The sequence below is a fragment of the Clostridium sp. genome, from assembly GCF_050717635.1.
Classification (GTDB): domain Bacteria; phylum Bacillota; class Clostridia; order Clostridiales; family Clostridiaceae; genus Clostridium_AD.
The window spans coordinates 262,792-280,013 of sequence record NZ_JBOITO010000013.1; the positions used below are offsets into that span (position 1 = coordinate 262,792).

Sequence of the window (17,222 nt, forward strand, 5' to 3'; positions counted from 1 at the left end):
TATTGTCAATTTCAATATTTTTAGTAGCCTGCAAAAATAATACTAAACCTGTTGAAAAAAAGATATACATGATGGGCACAATTATTGATTTAAAAGTATATGGTAAAAATGCAGAAGAGGCAACAGAAAAGGCCATTAAAAGGGTAGAAGAAATAGAAAATAAAATGTCTGTTAATATTGAAACTTCCGAAATCTCAAAATTAAATACCAAAGCAGGGGTTTCAGGTGAGAAACTAAGCGCAGATACATATTCCGTAATAGAAAAAGCGGTTCAATATAGTAAATTAACAGAAGGTGCCTTTGATCCAACTATAGAACCAATTGTAAAACTATGGGGGATTGGTACAGATGCGGAAAGAGTTCCATCAGTGGATGAAATTACTGAGAAATTGAAGCTAGTTGACTATAAGGATATTATTTTAGATGGAGGGAATTCCACTGCCCAGTTAAAACGAACTAACCAAGCTATAGATTTAGGTGCTATAGCAAAGGGTTATACAGCTGATGAGATAAAAGGTATTTTGCTTGAGAATAAAATTAGCAGTGCTATTATAAATTTAGGTGGTAATATTTATGCCATGGGAAATAAAGAAGATGGAGCTAAGTGGAATATAGGCATACAAAATCCATTAGATGAACGAGGCAAATACTTAGGTACTGTTACTGTTTCGGATAAGTCTGTGGTTACATCAGGCAATTACGAAAGATTTTTTATGGTGGGTACCAAAAGGTATCATCATATATTTGATCCTAAAAATGGATATCCATCAGAAAATGGTATTATAAGTACAACTATAATATCAGATAAATCAATAGATGGAGATGTGCTATCTACGAGTACTTATATTATGGGAATTAATAAAGCGCAAAAATTAGTGGAGTCTATAGAAGGCGTAGAAGCTATTTTTATAACAGACGATAAAAAAATATATGTTACAAGCGGTATTAAAGATAGTTTTAAACTAACAGGCAAGGGGTTTACATATGAAGAAGGGCGATAAGATAGTTGTAATAGTACTCTTAATTACTGTGATAATTACTTTTGGGGCTACTTTAATATACAAAAATGTAATTAAAGGATCAGAAAAAATTGCGGTTATTAAGAGTGATGGTAAGATAGTTAGAACTATTGATTTGAATAAAGTAGTAGAAGAAGAAGAAATTACTATAAAAACAGAAAATGGCCATTACAATATTATATTGGTTAAACATGGCAGTATTCGTGTAAAAGAATCGGATTGTTTACATAAAGAGTGTGTTAAAATAGGAACCATTTCAGAGCCAGGAAAACTTATTATATGCTTACCTAATAAACTTACGATTAGTATCAATGGAGAAGATATTACTGGCATTGATGGTGCCACTTATTAAAATGAAAAAAGATGCAGGTGGAAATATGAATAAGACTAAAAAAATGGTTTTACTTAGTATATTAGTGGCAATGGCCCTGGTTATTTATTTAATTGAGGCCCAGATTCCAGTGCTATTTCCGGGAATAAAATTAGGGCTTGCTAATTCTATATCCTTAGTAGCGTTACTTATACTAGGATGGAAAGAAGCACTTTTAATAATGGTTTTAAGAACCATATTAGGTTCTATTTTTGGAGGAAGTATGTCAGCATTTATGTTCAGCATTGCAGGTGGACTTCTAAGTAATATGGTAATGATATTACTTTATAAGTATTTTAAAAATTACTTAAGTATACCTATAATAAGCGTATGTGGAGCAGTGTTTCATAATGTAGGCCAGCTACTGGTAGCTGCCTTCATACTTAATGATTTAAGGATATATGTATATTTACCAGTGCTTCTAGTTGCGGCTATTGTTACTGGGTATTTTATAGGAATACTAGCTAGTATATTAAAAACTAGATTAGAAAAAATAGCGATATTAAAATAGGATAGCGAATTTACCGACGTGTCTTGCAAAAGAACTCGAAACGTTAAATTCCATCAAGAAATTCTAATCTTTTGCGAATAGAAAATCCTCTATCACTCACATTCGCCTTCCTGGCTCAGGTTCGCTAGCCTTCCGTCCTGGAAGGCTTACGAGGATTTTATATTCGCAAAAGAAGAATTTCTAAATGGAATTTCAATGTTTTTTCGTTTCTTATTGCAAGGCACTGCGGGAAAATTTCCTATCCTATTATTATTTGGAGATGAGAAAGAAAAGAAAAAATAGAGAAAATTAAAAGAAGATACTAAGATTATTAATCTTAGTATCTTCTTTTAATTTTCTCTATTTACTTGTTGCAGTTTCGCTCATGTTTACACGATCTTTTAGAGGTTTTGAGATTGCTTTTGTAGGACACTTAGAAGCACATAGTCCGCACATTGTACATTTCTCAAAATCTATTACAGCTAAATTGTTAATCATTGTAATTGCTCCCTCAGGACAAACTCTTGCACACATTCCGCAAGCAATACATCCAACTGAGCAATTATCTTTAACAGATTTACCTTTTGATTTAGAGTTACATTCTATAAGAACTTCTTGTGACGCTGGAACCATCTCTATTAGATTCTTAGGACAGATCTTAACACAGGCTCCACAAGCTACACAGTTATCCTTATAAACAACAGCCACACCATCAATGATGTGGAGGGCATTGAAATCACAAGCTCTTACACAGCTTGCAAGGCCTAGACAACCATCACTACAAGCTTTAGAACCACCACCAGGAGCAATAACTGCTTGGCGACAATCCATAATTCCATCATATATATATTTTTCTTTTGCAACAGTGCAAGTTCCTTTACATTTAACAAAGGCAACTTGTGGATTCTCTGTTTCAACAGATACACCCATTATTTCTCCTATTGCTTCCGCAACAGTACTTCCACCTACTGAACATAAATTAAGGGTTGCATCGCCCTCAACTACAGCTGCAGCATAAGCATCACAACCGGGATATCCGCATGCACCGCAATTTGCGCTAGGCAGTGCTGCTCTAACTAGTGGTATTTTTGGATCAACGGGTACATGGAACTTTTTATTAGCATAACCAAGTACCACTCCAAATATAAGTCCCATACCACCAATAGTGAGTACTGGGTAAATTAAACTACTTAAATCCATTTAAATACCCCCCAATTTCAGACCACTAAAGCCTAAGAATGCTATAGCCATAAGTCCAGCTGTTATTAGTGAAATAGGCAGACCCTTGAAAGCTAGCGGCATATTATCGTTCTCTTCCATTCTTTCTCTTAAGCCTGATAGAAGAACAATAGCAAGCATAAATCCAAAAGAAGCTCCAAGTGCATTAACCATAGATTCTATTAGGTTATAACCCTCACCTATGTTTATAACTGCCATACCAAGAACAGCACAGTTAGTTGTTATTAAGGGAAGAAATATTCCAAGCGCTTTGTAAAGGCTTGGTTGTGTTTTTTTGATAACCATCTCAACAAATTGCACGAGAGCTGCAATAACTAGAACGAAGGCTAGAGTTGATAAATAAGTTATGTTGAAAAAAGTTAAAATTCTGTAAACTATGAAAGTCATAAATGACGCTAAAATCATAACAAAGATAACTGCTAGTCCCATACCTTTTGCAGTTTCAGTTTTTTTAGAAACTCCTAGAAAAGAACATATTCCAAGGAATTTAGCTAAAACAAAGTTATTTACTAAAAATGCACTTATAAAAATCGAAAAAAGTCTCATTTTAATCCACCTTTCTTAATATTACTAAAGTCATATTATTTTTTACAACCATGAGAACAAGATCCGCAACCGCCACATTCACCAGTTTCTTCATTGAATTCATGAAAATGTGCAATTTTATTATTAACTTTATTTGTTTCATTAATTGCCTTTTGATTTAATAGTGCCATTAATATACCAACGGTAATAAAAGCACCAGGTGCTAATACCATAATTATAGCAGGTTCAAAGGAGTTTCCAAATACTTTAAATCCAAGTAGTGAACCAGCACCTAGTAATTCTCTTATAGCACCTAGAATAGCTAAGGCTATTGTAAAACCAAGGCCCATTCCTATAGCATCATAAATCGAAGGGAATGCTTTGTTTTTTGATGCATAGGATTCTGCTCTTCCAAGTATTACACAGTTAACAACTATTAGTGGAATAAATATTCCTAGTGATTTGTATAAAGCTGGAACATAACCTTGTAATAAAAATTGTATTAATGTAACAAAAGTAGCTATTACTGTGATATAAGCTGGTATACGAATTTTATCTGGGATTACTTTTCTTAATAGTGAAATAATTAAGTTAGAACCAATTAAAACAACTGTAGATGCTAGTCCCATACCTAGACCATTTTTCACACTACTAGTTACAGCTAAAGTTGGACACATGGCTAAAACTTGTACAAATATTGGATTTTCTGTTATTATACCATTTCTTATTCTTTCAGAAAATGTGCTCATTATTTCGTATCTCCTTTCAATGAAGAGTTATAAAAATTAATAGCATTGTTAACACCAAGTGTTACGGCTTTTGAGGTAATAGTAGCGCCTGTAATAGCTTGTATTTGATTTTCCTTTGAAGGAGATATTTTTATAACTTCTAAGTTCTCTTCTGTAGGTTTTTCCATAAATTGATCGGAAAATTCAGGTTCTGGAGCATTAGCACCAAGACCGGGAGTTTCAGTGTGAGCCAGAATTTTAATGCCAGTAACTTTTCCGTCATTTGATAGTCCAACCATGATTTCTATTGGTCCACCGTAGCCTTTGGCTACAACTTTAATAGCATATCCAGCTATGTCAGTACCCTTAAGGCCTGTATTAACTTCAGAAATTTCTTCATTATCTTTAGTATCTACATCTGATGTCTCAAACTTATCAGCGGCAGGTAATATTTCTTTCATAGCAGTTTGTTTATCGGAAAGAACCTTATCAGCTATAGGGCCTTTTGTTATTTCATAGGCACCACCTAGTAAAAATCCTGCAATTCCTGTAATTAAAAGTAAAATTAAACCTAATTTAATATTTTCTTTCAATTATTTCACCTCCCCAAAAATACGTAGAGCAGTAAACTTATCAATAAATGGAACAAATAAGCTCATTATGAGTATTGCGTAAGATACGCCTTCAGCATAACCACCATATATACGGATTATTGTAGTTAACACACCACATCCAATACCAAATATAAGTTGTCCACTTTTTGCCATTGGTGAAGTTGTATAATCAGTTGCCATATAGAAAGCACCGAGAATAAGTCCACCAGAAAGGATTTCATATAATGCACTTCCAGTCATTAAACCGTCTCTACCAAATATGAAAGTTAAAATGAATACTGAACCAATATATGCTACTGGTATATGCCAACTTATTATTTTTTTGTATAGTAAATATGCTGCACCAATTAGAAGTGCAAGTACAGATGTTTCACCAATACAGCCAGCTTGATTACCAATGAAATTGCTCATTAAGCTGGGCAATTCGCCAGCACCACTTTTAAGTATTCCAAGCGCTGTAGCAGATGAAACGCCATCAACAGTAAAATTAGTCATATGTACTGGCCAAGAGGTAAGTAAAAATGCTCTTGCAGCCAAAGCTGGATTCATTATATTTTGGCCTATTCCACCGAAAAATTGTTTTACAACAATTATTGCAAAAAATCCTCCCACAGCTGGAAGCCAAAGTGGAACTGCAGCTGGCAAGTTAAAAGCAAGTAATAAGCCAGTTACGACAGCACTGAGATCTCCAATTGTAAGTTTTCTGTGAGTAAGTTTTTGCCATAGAGCTTCTCCAGCAACACATGATATTACAGAAATCAATGTAACTAAAAATGCTTGTATTCCAAAGAAATATATTCCGGCAAGGGTAGCAGGTATTAATGCTATTATTACGTCTCCCATTATGCCCTGCACAGAGTCATTTGATTTAATGTGTGGGGATGAAGATACTGTATACATATAAGTCACCTCTATCTATTTTTTTCTTCTATTAATATTTATTGTTCTCTTACCTTCACGGCAAGTTTGAGTTAAATGACGTTTTGCTGGGCATGCAAAAGAGCAACAAGCACACTCAATACAATCCATACCATGTAGTTTTTCAAAATTTTCGTAATCTCCTCTTAAAACTAAAGAGCTAAGTTTTGTAGGATTTAAAAACATAGGACAAACACTCATGCATTTTCCACATCTTATGCAACTAGATTCTTCTTCTAGTTTAGCTTGATTTTTAGTTAAACAAAGTATACCAGAAGTTCCCTTAATTACTGGAATATCTAAAGAACTTAGTGCCATTCCCATCATAGGTCCACCGGAAATTACCTTAACAGGATCCTCTTTGAATCCACCGGCAGCATCGATAATTTCACTTATAGAAGTTCCGAATTTTACTCTTAAATTCAGTGGCTCTTTAATTGCTTCGCCAGTTACTGTTAAAACTCGCTCTGTAAGGGGTTTGCCGTTTACTACAGCATTATATATCTCATATACAGTATCAACATTTTGTACTATGCATGAAACATCTGCAGGAAGCTTACCAGAAGGCAACTCTCTACCAGTAATGGCATAAATCAATTGTTTTTCTGCACCTTGAGGGTACTTTGTAACCATTGTAGTAACTTGTACATTCTTCATGTTTGCTGTGGCTTTTTCCATAGCGGCAATTGCTTCTGGTTTATTATTTTCTATCGCAATATATCCCTTTACACCAGGGAACATTTGAAGAATAATTTTTAAGCCCTCTGCGATTTCATTGGTTTTTTCTAGTAGCATTCTGTAATCACAGGTTAAATAAGGTTCGCACTCAGCAGCATTTATTATAATACTGTCGATTACTTTATCCGCTGGAGGAGTAAGCTTAATATGAGTTGGAAAACCTGCTCCACCCATACCAACGATACCAGCATCTTTAATGATAGCTACTAGTTCATTTTTAGATAGCTTTTCATAATCGGGGTGGGGAACGCTCGTAAGTACTTCTTCATAAATGTTATCGTTTTCCACAATAACACACATTACCATGGTTCCATTAGTATGTAGTCTCGGCGCAACGTCTTTAACAGTTCCAGATACACTTGAATATATTGGTGCGGATACAAAGGCTTTAGATTCACCTATCTTTTGTCCGAGTAGTACTCTGTCACCTTTTTTTACTAGAGGGTCGCAAGGTGCTCCTATATGTTGTACCATAGGAAATACTAAGTTGCCCTTTGGAAGCAAATCTTGAATTGCTTTGTGCATACTTAAGTCTTTTCTATCATTAGGGTGAATACCTTTTTTGAAAGTCAAAAGTCCCATAATAAACCTCCTTGTACTTGAATTAATAATTATAGAACAAAATTATACCTATTATTACAATATATTATAAAGTTTTATTAAATTAAATATAAAGTGAACTATGATATATATATTACACCATTTGGGCGTATAAAAGTATGCTTTTTATGAAAAAAGTAGCTGGGAAATAATGTTGTACTATTCTAACAATTCAATAATTTTATTAAAAAATGGGTATTTATCACTATATTATAATGAAAAATGTGTGAATAATATGGTATACTTATATTTGATGTAAAAACTATATTTACAATAAAAACTATTTAAGAAGGTAAGGTGGATATGGAAGTGCAGGGTTTGAATAATTTGGAGATTCACAGTGTTAATTTAAGTATTAATGAAGATATTATAACAAGTTTAAAAACACAGGTTTATAAAAGAAATAAGTTTCAGTACAATTCTAATGTTGTGTTTATTCCATGTTACTTTTACAGGTTTATAGGTATAAAAAGCAATAAGGATGATTACTATCAAACCCTTTATAAATTAGATAGTGAACTAAAGAAAATAGGAGCATGTTATAAAAGATTCCATGAAGGTTTGGATAAAAACATTAGCATAAGTTTGCAGGATAAGTTAAATGATATTTGGACTAAAACAGCACATTTGGAAATTATAGATATGGCATTAATTGTAAATTCAATAAGCGATAATGGACTTTTCCCCAATTTATCAAACAAAGTTTTACTTAAGCAAATTAAAAATAATCTAAAGGGTCTTACTGAGTATTATATTAAAAGTAATGACGGAGTAAAGAGTAGTGATATTAAAATTATTATAAATTATATAATTCATTGGATTAATATTTATTCAGCAGAATTGTTTGAAAAATTCGATTACAGAAGTAATAATCCCAAAATAGTATTTTATGGAAATATTTCAAAAACTGAAGTGTTTTATTTGATACTATTATCAACTTTGGGGTGTGATGTTTTATACTTTAACCCTAATAATTCTGGAGCCTTCCATGAAATAGATAAGTATAATGCTTTTTCTAAGGAAATTGTCTATGACAGCACAGGAGAGATAAAACCTTTTCCTACTAAAATAGAAGATAGAATTAAGACTACGGCTTTTAGTGCTAAGGAAGAACTTAATAGAACGCTCTTTACAGATGAATCTGGTTTTTATAGGCCTTGGCAGTTTGCTGACTATAACCTGCAGTGTGTAACGCTTCATACTACCTACGAAGAAATATATATATGGATGAAGGAAAATGGATCTATAAGAGAAGGTTTTAAAGTTAAAGGTTCAACAATAGTTATACCCAATATGTTTTCTAAAATTTGCGGTACCCACGAGAATATTGATTTATATTTTAAGGAAATTAGTGAGGTTACAACTCAAAAATTCACTAAATTTTATAAAAGACTACCTATAATGGATGCAGTGCATTTGGAATATGGAAAATTCAATCAGATATACCCTAATAATATTTTCTCGCAATTTGATACTTCTGAAATGATTAATTCACCTTGGTGGAAGTATAAGGATTTAAGGTCTGGACTTCAAAAAAATATTGCCCAGAAAATAAAAGAATTATGCTTAAGTCCTGTAATAATAAATGTTGAACAGGAAGATTCAAGAGATTTACAAGTGGATATTTTCTCAGTGCTTATAAATCTAGATATAGAAATACTTGAACTTTTACAAGCGTATGATTACCCTGAAGAGGTTCCTAAAATAATAGTTTATAACAATGAAGAAAACGGCAACTTATCTTTTGAAGATTGTATAATGCTTACATTTATGAATGCTATGGCAATAGATATAATTATCTATAATCCATCCGGATATAACGATATAGAAAATTTTATTTATCCTGAGTGTTATGATATTCATAGACTAGAAGATGTTACTTTTAAACTACAGTTCAGGGAACATGTGAAGAAGAAAAAAGGTTTTTTTGAAGGCTTATTCAGTAATTGATTTTTGAAAGTTAATATTGATTTTTGTGCTATAGTATAAAAATCTGAAAAATAAATTATGAAAACAGATAAAAGGAGCGATAAATATGGAAAAAGATAATGGAATACTAGTAATTGAAGATGAGAATGTTGAACAAAAGGCTAAAAGCATAAGTAATCAGCTTAAAGTATCACCACAAGTGAGACAAATTGCATCTAATATAAATATAAAGGATGCAAACGCAGTATTAGAATTTGGAAATGAGCCGGCCCAGCAAATATCTAAATTTGCAGATCAAATATTAAATTCTATTAAATCTAGCAGTGTAGAAAATTCAGGTGTTATGATAAAAGAACTTACTAGCATAATGAAAAAATTTGACAAGCAAGATTTTGAAGAGGCCAAAACTGGATTCTTTGCAAAGCTTTTTAGTAAACCAAGTCAGGCTATAGAAAAAATGTTGGGCAAGTATAAGACCATTGGAGGAGAGATAGATAAAATTTATACTCAACTTAGTAGTTATAAAGCAGAGATAAACAATTCTAATTTGTCACTTGAAAACTTGTACAATCAAAATTTTGAGTATTATGGAGAACTTGAGAAATATATTGCTGCAGGAAATATGGTGGTTGAAAAAAATGAAACTGAAGATCTTCCTAAACTTCAGGCTCTAGCAAATAATGGAGAACAAATAAATGTAATAAATTATGAAAATGCTAAAGCTACTATTGAAATGCTTAAACAAAGAATTTATGATTTGGAAATGGCAAAGATGGTATCATTACAAACTGCTCCTCAAATTAAAATGATTCAAAGAGGAAATTACAAGTTAATATCTAAAGTTCATTCTGCTTTTATAATAACAATACCTGTATTTAAAAATGGAATAATTCAAGCAATTGCTTTAAAGAAGCAGAAATTAGTATCTGATTCACTAGCTGAACTTGATAGAACAACTAATGAACTACTTATGAAAAATGCTGAAAATATAAGAAGTCAAAGTGTTGATATAGCTAAACTCGCTGGAGGAACAAGTGTGAAAATCGAAACACTAGAAAAAACGTGGAATACTATTATGCAAGGCATAGAGGAAACAAAGTCTATTGAAGATGAAAACAAGAGATTAAGAGAAGCTGGAATAATAAAATTGCATGAGATGACAGATAAACTAAAGCAGAAATCACTAGGTTAATAGACCATGAATTATAATGGAATAAGGAAAACAAAATGAAAGACATAAGGTGATTAAATGGATTTATTTGAATTACAGCAAGAAAAAAATTTGCGCATGGATGCACCCTTGGCTGAGAGGTTAAAGCCTGAAAGATTAGAAGACTATGTAGGGCAAGAGCATATTCTAGGTAAGGGAAAGCTTTTATGGCGAGCTATTATTGCAGATAAGATAACCTCATTATTACTTTATGGTCCACCAGGTACAGGTAAAACTAGCTTGGCTAAAGTTATTGCAAAATCAACAAAATCAGATTTTGTTAGACTAAATGCAGTTACAGATGGGCTTAAAGAATTACGCCAAGTAGTAGCGGAGGCTAAAAATAATTTAGGAATGTACAATATTAAAACTATATTATTTATAGACGAAATTCATAGATTTAATAAAGCTCAACAGGATGCACTTCTACCCTTTGTAGAGAAGGGAACAATAGTTTTAATTGGGGCAACTACAGAAAATCCATATTTTGAGGTTAATAATGCATTAATATCTAGGTCTATGCTTTTTAAATTGGAGCCTTTAAGGGAAGAACATATCAAAAAGATTATTTTAAGAGCATTAGAAGATAAAGATGTAGGATTTGGAAACACTAATATCTATATGGAGGGGGAAGCTATAAGCTACCTTGCAAATATGGCAAATGGTGATGCAAGACGTGCGCTTAATGCCTTGGAATTATCTGTACTTACTACGGATAGAGACGTAGATGGTAAGATAAACATAACAATGGATGTTGTTCGGGAGTGTCTTCAACAAAAGCATATAAAATATGATAAAAATAGAGATGAACATTATGATGTAATTTCAGGGTTTATAAAAAGTATGAGAGGCTCTGACCCTGATGCTTCGATTCATTACCTTGCTAGAATGATATATGCTGGTGAGGATCCAAAATTTATTGCTAGGAGAATTGTAATATCTGCATCAGAGGATGTTGGTAATGCAGATCCTATGGCTATCGTTATAGCAAATAATGCAGCGGAGGCGGTTAGGTTTGTAGGTATGCCAGAAGCTAGAATTATTTTAGCACAGGCAGTAATTTATATAGCCTGCGCCCCTAAAAGTAATGCATCTTATATGGCTATTAACAAGGCACTTAAAGATATAGAACAAAAAAATATAGGAAGTGTACCTGCACATTTAAGGGATAGTAGTTATAGTGGAGCAAAAAAATTAGGACATGGAATAGGGTATTTATACCCTCATGATTATGAGGGCAATTATGTAAAACAGCAGTATTTGCCAAGCGAACTTATGGGCAGTGAATATTATAAGTCATGTGACAATGGATATGAAAAGAAAATTAAAGAGAGACTTAAGATACTGAGACAGAAATCAAAATAAAAAAAGCAGGTAATATAAACATATGTTTATATTACCTGCTTTTTTTATAGAACTAGTTAACACTAGTTCTAACTAGTTAACACTAGTTAGACATATTCACAAATTTTTCTATATCTTCACAAATAAGATTTAGTGAACTTCTCCAAAAATCTATAGAGTGAATATCTACATTCATCATTTTTGCCACTTGTACTAAATTATTTTTTCCAGTAGCAGAAAGTAGGGTATTATAATCATTTACAAATGATTCTCCTCTTTTTAAATATTCAGCATAAAGTCCTTTAGAAAATAGTAGACCAAAGGCATAAGGAAAGTTGTAAAAATTACTGGAAGCATCATAGTAATGAGGTTTACACATCCACATGTATGGATGTAAAAAATTATGATCTAGACCTTCTCCATAAGCTTTTTTTTGTGAATCTAACATGATTTCTTTTAATTCCTGTACTGGCACAGAACTATCTTCTCTTCGTTTAAACAGTTCAGTTTCAAATAAATAACGGCTTAAAATATCTACAATGACTTGCGCACTTCCAGATATATCACTTTCAAGAATTGCAAAGGCTTCTTTCTCAGAAGCGTTTTTTAAAGCTGCATTACTAATTATTGTTTCACAAAAAATTGAAGCAGTTTCTGCAATAGGCATAGGGTAATCACTATTAAGTGCAGATTCCTCTGCTAAACATAGACCGTGATAGCCATGACCTAGCTCGTGTGCAAGTGTTGAAACATCGTTAAAACTCCCTGTGAAGTTAGATAGTATTCTGCTTTCTTTAATGCTATGTAAATTAGAACAGAAAGCACCGCCTAATTTACCAACTCTTGGCTCAGCATCAATCCAGTTATTAGAAAAAGCATAATCAGCGAAATTTGCAAGATTGCCACTAAAGGTAGCAAAATTTTTAACTATGAATTTTCTTGCATCTTCATAAGAAAAGTTCATATTGGCGTCACCAATGGGTGCAAATAAATCGTAAAACGGAAGACCAGAAGGATGTCCTAATAGTTCTGCTTTCTTCTTAAAATATTTATGGAAAGAAGGAAGGCTTTCCATCATGGCACTTAACATAGCATCTAGAGTCTCTTTATCCATTCTTGAATTTAAAAGAGTGCTATGCAGTGGAGATTCATATCCCTTAAGAGTGCTAAGTGTAATAACTTCTCCTTTGATACCGTTTAATGATGCAGCCGAGGATTCAGCAATTGAATCATAAGCTTTAAGTTCAGCTTCATAAGCATTTTTTCTGACTTTACTATCTTTATCATAGGCCATATTTCTAACCATAGATAGAGGGAGCATCTTATCCTCGCCATTTATAACAATAGACACTAGCAGTGTTGATGTTAGTGTGTTTTGAAGTTTAGACCAGGCATTTGATCCACTATTTTTCATTTTAGCTATGAGTTCTTCTTCAGAATCGCTAAGCAAATATTTAGCATTTAGAGCTAAATCCAATAGATAATAACTATGCGCTTTCATAAGCTCTGATTCTTCAATTAGAGCTTCTAAATCTGAAATTGAATTTAGCCATTTTGAAAAAACAGTATAGGGTTTAGCTAGCTCTGAAAGTTTAGTGGATAGTTTTTCAGAAATCTTATTGGAAGTTTCATCTTTCGTATTGACGCTTAAAGATAACTCTGCATAATTATATAATTTGTTTGTAAGGTCATTAAATTCATTCTCAAACTTAATATAATTTTCAATTTTTGTTTGTGGGTCCTTAGAATCACCACAATTTTTTATAGTCCACTTTTTTATGTGTTCTATAGAATTTTCAAAAGAAATCATGTCCTCTTTAAATTCATTACTATCAAAGGATGTATAGAGCTCATTTAAACTCCATTTCATATCCATACCAACACCTCCATTTACAAAATATTATATATTGTATATATTATACCACGTTTTAGATATCATATTAATAAATAATAGTATTATTGTATGTTTAAATTAAGGGTAAAAAAAGCAGGAGAACAATCCCCTACTTTTTATTTGAAAATATTTTTTTTATAATATTTAAGATATCTACTATGTATACTAAATATCTTTCTAGTGATTCTGTGGCGCCAACGGCAGTGGCAGTTGTTTGAACTACTACGTCAGTAACATCTTTTATATTGTCAGTTACCTCATATAAATTTTTAAATGTTTTTGGCAAAACATCTAATGCCTCATCAATATTTTCTTTATTTTTTTTAATAATTGAATTTACAGTTGTTATAGTTTTAATAAGCTTTAATAATCCCACTATCAGTACAATTAAAAGTATTATACCTAGGAAAATTAATAAACCTATTCCTAATACTTTAAAATCTATATACATTCCCATTTATACCACCACTATTCTTTCATAAATTTGATTATTTCTTTGCTTTCTTTTCAGTAAGGTCTGCTTGTACTACAATGTCAATTGCATCTTCAGAGTCTGTTGCATTTACAACATCATTTGTTTCGTTAGCTACTTTTGATCCTCTTTTTTCATTTAAGTATTCAGAAATTTTTACTTTAGCATCTGTTACATTTTCTTTAGCACCAGAAACTTTGTTGTCTATAGTTTCCTTAAGTTGTGCGCTTTTTTCTTTAATTTTGCTTTTTGCGTCAATTACATTATCTTTAGTATCAGAAACTTTATTGTCTATAGATTCTTTAAGTTCTATAGATTTTTCTTTAACATTATTTGTAATATCTTTCGATGTATTTACAATAGCTTTTCTATTTTCTTTACCAGATTTAGGTGAAAAAAGTAATCCTCCAAGTAGTCCACTAAGACTTCCAGCAGCAGTACCAACAAGTACCTTTTTTGCTGTTTTAATTTTTAATATTCTTTGTTTTTCTTTTTTGCGTTTTTTAAAATAATCTGTAAGTATCATAATTTTTTCCTCCTTAAAAGATAAAAACTTTTATTATCTATCAATATCTTTGTAATAGATAACGTAATTATACACAATATATGAGTAATTGTCAATGTTTGGTTTATTATGGAAGTTCTATTGAGGTACAAAATGCTATAAAAATATATCAATTTTTTATAATGTTTGTTAAAATTATAATGCAAGTTTAATTATAAGTTAAATTATATGGGGGAAAATTCATGACAAAATTATTATGGTATTTATATTTTTCAATTTATTTAGGTATATCATCTCTGAGATTAATTAAAATCAAGTACATGGGGAGAAAATCACCTAAAGAGTCTAAAATATATGCCTATAAAAGAGCACAAAACATTGCTAAATATGTTTTGAAGGTGACTAAGACTAGGATGGAAGTTAGCGGTATAGAAAATATACCGGTGGAGAATTGTGTTTTTGTAGCAAATCATCAAGCAATTTTTGATGGATTCGCATTGGTGGCATATATAGATAAACCTTTTGGATTTATTGCTAAAAAGGAAATACGAAAAATACCATTAGTTGGTTGCTGGTTAAAATCAATAGGATCTATTTATATAGATAGGAAGAACCCTAGACAATCAATTAAAACTATTGAGGAAGCAGTAGAAAAGATAAATAGTGGATATTCTATTATGATTTTTCCGGAAGGCACAAGAAGCCTCAAATCTAAAATGAACCCTTTTAAAAAAGGGAGTATGAGACTAGCAACAAAATCTAAGGTTGCGATTGTTCCTATAACCATAGATGGTACTTATAATGTATTAGAAGTAGGGAGAAAGGTAACCGGGAACAAAGTGAAAATGGTTATACATAAACCTATTTACGTAAGTACACTATGCAAAGAAGAGCAGCAAGATTTAGCGCAATATGTACAAGACATAATAGAAGAGGAATTAAATAATATATGTAAATTAAAAAACATTAGAGCTTAGGGTCGCACTATGCTCTAATGTTTTTTAATTAAAAATTATTTTGTGTGAACAACCATTTGTGCAATATTATTTGAATGGTCCCCGACTCTTTCAAGATTGCTTAATAGTTCTAGATATACGGAACCACCGGTTGGTGAACATTGAAATTTATTTAATCGAGCTATATGATCATTTTTAAGTTGTTTTTCCATGATATCTATCTTATCCTCTACTTCCATAGCTTTGTGTGCTGCTTCTAAGTCTGAATTCTCTAAAGCTGCTATTGCATTATCTACACAATATTTTACGGTATCGAACATATATGTAACATCAGATATTGCTTTTTCTGAAAATATAAGGTTTTTATCCATCCTGAGTTTAGCAAGCTCACCTAAGTTTTCAGCATGATCTCCAATTCTTTCTATATCATTTACTACATGATATAGGGATGTAATAATCTCCGATTGACGTTCTGACAGAGGAGTGTTTGAAAGTGCAACCATATAACCAGTTATTTCTCTTTCAAGATAATTTATTGTAGCCTCATATTCAATAACTGTATTCATTAAACCTTCATTAGAAGTTAAGAAAGCCTCCATGGCATTAGAAAGATTCTCAGAGGCAAGTCTTCCCATCCGACTAACTTCTTTAATAACTTGGCCAACTGCGATAGAAGGAGTTTCAAGCAGCCTAATATCTAGGTATTCAAGGATTAGAGCAGATGATTTTTCGTCTTCACCAGGTACCAATTTATTAACAATCTTAACTAAAATACCTATAAACCAAACTTGAATAAATACATTTGCAAAATTAAACATTGTATGAGCATTTGCAATTTGTCTTTGCGTATTCCCGCCAAATTGTGGAACGATTTTTAAAGTTAAAGGGAAGGCAAGCATAAATATTATAGTGCCTGTTACGTTAAAAATTACATGTATTAGGGCGGCCCTCTTAGCATTTTTAGTAGTACCAATACTTGCAAGAAGTGCTGTAATACAAGTTCCTATATTATCACCATAAAGTATAGGAAGAGCAACTGCGAGTGAAATACCATTATTTGCGGCAAGTGCCATCAAAATACCAATAGTAGCACTACTACTTTGAACTACAGCTGTCATGGCAAGACCGACGAAAACGCCCATTACTGGATGGGTGCCTAAAGATGAAATAAGGTTTTTAAAGCCTTCTAATTCTCTTATAGGTCTCATGGAGTTTTCCATCATTGACATACCAACAAATAGTATACCAAATCCTAAAACAATTTCGCCAATGTCTTTAGTTTTCTTCTTCTTGCTAAATATAACTAAGGCAGCACCTATTGCAAGAATAAAGGGTGCTACATCTGAAAGTTTAAAGGCTATAAGTTGAGCAGTCATTGTAGTGCCAATATTTGCCCCCATAATAACCCCAGCGGCTTGAAATAAATTCATAAGCCCTGCATTTACGAAACCTACAGTCATTACTGTAGTTGCGCTACTACTTTGAATAATTGCAGTTACCCCTGCACCAACAAGCACTGCGAAAAACTTATTGCTAGTTAAGATTTCTAGCAATCTTTTTAGTTTCTCACCTGCAGCCTTTTGAAGACCATCCCCCATTAGCTTCATTCCATAGACAAACAGTCCTAAACCACCTAAAAGTCCGAATATCATTTTATAATCCATTTTAACT

17 protein-coding genes are annotated in these 17,222 nt (G+C 32.3%); 7 read left to right on the forward strand and 10 right to left on the reverse strand.

All coding sequences use genetic code 11. The annotated features are described in order from the left end of the window. Positions 1–2: 2 nt before the first annotated feature. Genes ACREWB_RS07185 through ACREWB_RS07195 form a run of 3 tightly spaced genes read left to right on the forward strand, consistent with a single transcriptional unit; the run spans position 3 to position 1,900 of the window. On the forward strand, positions 3–1,001 hold the full coding sequence (locus ACREWB_RS07185) for an FAD:protein FMN transferase (RefSeq protein ID WP_431546783.1): 999 nt from the start codon (positions 3–5) through the stop codon (positions 999–1,001). Continuing rightward, a complete protein-coding gene (locus tag ACREWB_RS07190) occupies positions 985–1,371 on the forward strand; it encodes a NusG domain II-containing protein (protein WP_431546784.1) in 387 nt (128 codons plus the stop codon). Before ACREWB_RS07185 ends, ACREWB_RS07190 begins: the two co-directional genes overlap by 17 nt. Before the next feature lie 25 nt (positions 1,372–1,396). Continuing rightward, positions 1,397–1,900: a Gx transporter family protein gene (locus tag ACREWB_RS07195; protein WP_431547160.1), complete on the forward strand. Its 504-nt coding sequence runs from the start codon at positions 1,397–1,399 to the stop codon at positions 1,898–1,900. A 339-nt stretch (positions 1,901–2,239) separates the two neighbouring features. On the opposite strand, the gene ACREWB_RS07200 is transcribed toward ACREWB_RS07195, so the two are convergent. Genes ACREWB_RS07200 through rsxC form a run of 6 tightly spaced genes read right to left on the reverse strand, consistent with a single transcriptional unit; the run spans position 2,240 to position 7,223 of the window. Beyond that, positions 2,240–3,079 carry an RnfABCDGE type electron transport complex subunit B gene (locus tag ACREWB_RS07200; RefSeq protein WP_431546785.1) on the reverse strand — a complete coding sequence of 280 codons (840 nt, stop codon included), beginning with the start codon at positions 3,077–3,079 and terminating at the stop codon, positions 2,240–2,242. Continuing rightward, positions 3,080–3,664 carry an electron transport complex protein RnfA gene (locus ACREWB_RS07205; protein WP_431546786.1) on the reverse strand — a complete coding sequence of 195 codons (585 nt, stop codon included), beginning with the start codon at positions 3,662–3,664 and terminating at the stop codon, positions 3,080–3,082. It abuts the gene before it with no gap. A gap of 35 nt (positions 3,665–3,699) precedes the next feature. Then, positions 3,700–4,392: an electron transport complex subunit RsxE gene (gene rsxE / locus ACREWB_RS07210; RefSeq protein ID WP_431546787.1), complete on the reverse strand. Its 693-nt coding sequence runs from the start codon at positions 4,390–4,392 to the stop codon at positions 3,700–3,702. Beyond that, a complete protein-coding gene (locus ACREWB_RS07215) occupies positions 4,392–4,964 on the reverse strand; it encodes an RnfABCDGE type electron transport complex subunit G (RefSeq protein WP_431546788.1) in 573 nt (190 codons plus the stop codon). Before ACREWB_RS07215 ends, rsxE begins: the two co-directional genes overlap by 1 nt. Continuing rightward, on the reverse strand, positions 4,965–5,885 hold the full coding sequence (locus tag ACREWB_RS07220; protein ID WP_431546789.1) for an RnfABCDGE type electron transport complex subunit D: 921 nt from the start codon (positions 5,883–5,885) through the stop codon (positions 4,965–4,967). 15 nt (positions 5,886–5,900) lie between these two features. Continuing rightward, a complete protein-coding gene (rsxC, locus tag ACREWB_RS07225; protein WP_431546790.1) occupies positions 5,901–7,223 on the reverse strand; it encodes an electron transport complex subunit RsxC in 1,323 nt (440 codons plus the stop codon). Between the two features lie 327 nt (positions 7,224–7,550). Here rsxC and ACREWB_RS07230 point away from each other — a divergent pair, with 327 nt between their 5' ends. From ACREWB_RS07230 to ACREWB_RS07240, 3 genes are all read left to right on the forward strand, one after another. Then, positions 7,551–9,191, forward strand: coding sequence for a YceG family protein (locus tag ACREWB_RS07230; RefSeq protein ID WP_431546791.1), 1,641 nt, complete (start codon positions 7,551–7,553; stop codon positions 9,189–9,191). Positions 9,192–9,276: 85 nt separating this feature from the next. Beyond that, on the forward strand, positions 9,277–10,362 hold the full coding sequence (locus tag ACREWB_RS07235) for a toxic anion resistance protein (protein WP_431546792.1): 1,086 nt from the start codon (positions 9,277–9,279) through the stop codon (positions 10,360–10,362). A 57-nt stretch (positions 10,363–10,419) separates the two neighbouring features. After that, a complete protein-coding gene (locus ACREWB_RS07240; protein ID WP_431546793.1) occupies positions 10,420–11,745 on the forward strand; it encodes a replication-associated recombination protein A in 1,326 nt (441 codons plus the stop codon). 82 nt (positions 11,746–11,827) lie between these two features. Here the strand turns inward: ACREWB_RS07240 and ACREWB_RS07245 are convergent, their stop codons facing one another. The 3 genes from ACREWB_RS07245 to ACREWB_RS07255 form a co-directional block, all read right to left on the reverse strand. Then, positions 11,828–13,600 (reverse strand): M3 family oligoendopeptidase, encoded by a 1,773-nt coding sequence (locus ACREWB_RS07245; RefSeq protein ID WP_431546794.1) that lies wholly within the window; start codon positions 13,598–13,600, stop codon positions 11,828–11,830. Positions 13,601–13,727: 127 nt separating this feature from the next. After that, positions 13,728–14,075, reverse strand: a complete 348-nt coding sequence (locus ACREWB_RS07250) for a hypothetical protein (protein ID WP_431546795.1) — start codon at positions 14,073–14,075, stop codon at positions 13,728–13,730. Between the two features lie 31 nt (positions 14,076–14,106). Continuing rightward, positions 14,107–14,616, reverse strand: a complete 510-nt coding sequence (locus ACREWB_RS07255; RefSeq protein WP_431546796.1) for a YtxH domain-containing protein — start codon at positions 14,614–14,616, stop codon at positions 14,107–14,109. A 221-nt stretch (positions 14,617–14,837) separates the two neighbouring features. Here ACREWB_RS07255 and ACREWB_RS07260 point away from each other — a divergent pair, with 221 nt between their 5' ends. Then, positions 14,838–15,572 carry a lysophospholipid acyltransferase family protein gene (locus ACREWB_RS07260; protein WP_431546797.1) on the forward strand — a complete coding sequence of 245 codons (735 nt, stop codon included), beginning with the start codon at positions 14,838–14,840 and terminating at the stop codon, positions 15,570–15,572. Positions 15,573–15,607: 35 nt separating this feature from the next. Here ACREWB_RS07260 and ACREWB_RS07265 read toward each other — a convergent pair whose 3' ends face one another. Beyond that, positions 15,608–17,215 (reverse strand): Na/Pi cotransporter family protein, encoded by a 1,608-nt coding sequence (locus tag ACREWB_RS07265; RefSeq protein WP_431546798.1) that lies wholly within the window; start codon positions 17,213–17,215, stop codon positions 15,608–15,610. Positions 17,216–17,222: the final 7 nt, after the last annotated feature.

Bases quoted from the DNA above. Each gene is read 5' to 3' on its own strand.
- ACREWB_RS07190 (WP_431546784.1), top strand. From the start codon at position 985: ATGAAGAAGGGCGATAAGATAGTTGTAATAGTACTCTTAATTACTGTG.
- ACREWB_RS07195 (WP_431547160.1), top strand. From the start codon at position 1,397: ATGAATAAGACTAAAAAAATGGTTTTACTTAGTATATTAGTGGCAATG.
- ACREWB_RS07200 (WP_431546785.1), bottom strand. From the start codon at position 3,079: ATGGATTTAAGTAGTTTAATTTACCCAGTACTCACTATTGGTGGTATG.
- ACREWB_RS07205 (WP_431546786.1), bottom strand. From the start codon at position 3,664: ATGAGACTTTTTTCGATTTTTATAAGTGCATTTTTAGTAAATAACTTT.
- rsxE (WP_431546787.1), bottom strand. From the start codon at position 4,392: ATGAGCACATTTTCTGAAAGAATAAGAAATGGTATAATAACAGAAAAT.
- ACREWB_RS07220 (WP_431546789.1), bottom strand. From the start codon at position 5,885: ATGTATACAGTATCTTCATCCCCACACATTAAATCAAATGACTCTGTG.
- rsxC (WP_431546790.1), bottom strand. From the start codon at position 7,223: ATGGGACTTTTGACTTTCAAAAAAGGTATTCACCCTAATGATAGAAAA.
- ACREWB_RS07235 (WP_431546792.1), top strand. From the start codon at position 9,277: ATGGAAAAAGATAATGGAATACTAGTAATTGAAGATGAGAATGTTGAA.
- ACREWB_RS07240 (WP_431546793.1), top strand. From the start codon at position 10,420: ATGGATTTATTTGAATTACAGCAAGAAAAAAATTTGCGCATGGATGCA.
- ACREWB_RS07245 (WP_431546794.1), bottom strand. From the start codon at position 13,600: ATGGATATGAAATGGAGTTTAAATGAGCTCTATACATCCTTTGATAGT.
- ACREWB_RS07250 (WP_431546795.1), bottom strand. From the start codon at position 14,075: ATGGGAATGTATATAGATTTTAAAGTATTAGGAATAGGTTTATTAATT.
- ACREWB_RS07255 (WP_431546796.1), bottom strand. From the start codon at position 14,616: ATGATACTTACAGATTATTTTAAAAAACGCAAAAAAGAAAAACAAAGA.
- ACREWB_RS07260 (WP_431546797.1), top strand. From the start codon at position 14,838: ATGACAAAATTATTATGGTATTTATATTTTTCAATTTATTTAGGTATA.
- ACREWB_RS07265 (WP_431546798.1), bottom strand. From the start codon at position 17,215: ATGGATTATAAAATGATATTCGGACTTTTAGGTGGTTTAGGACTGTTT.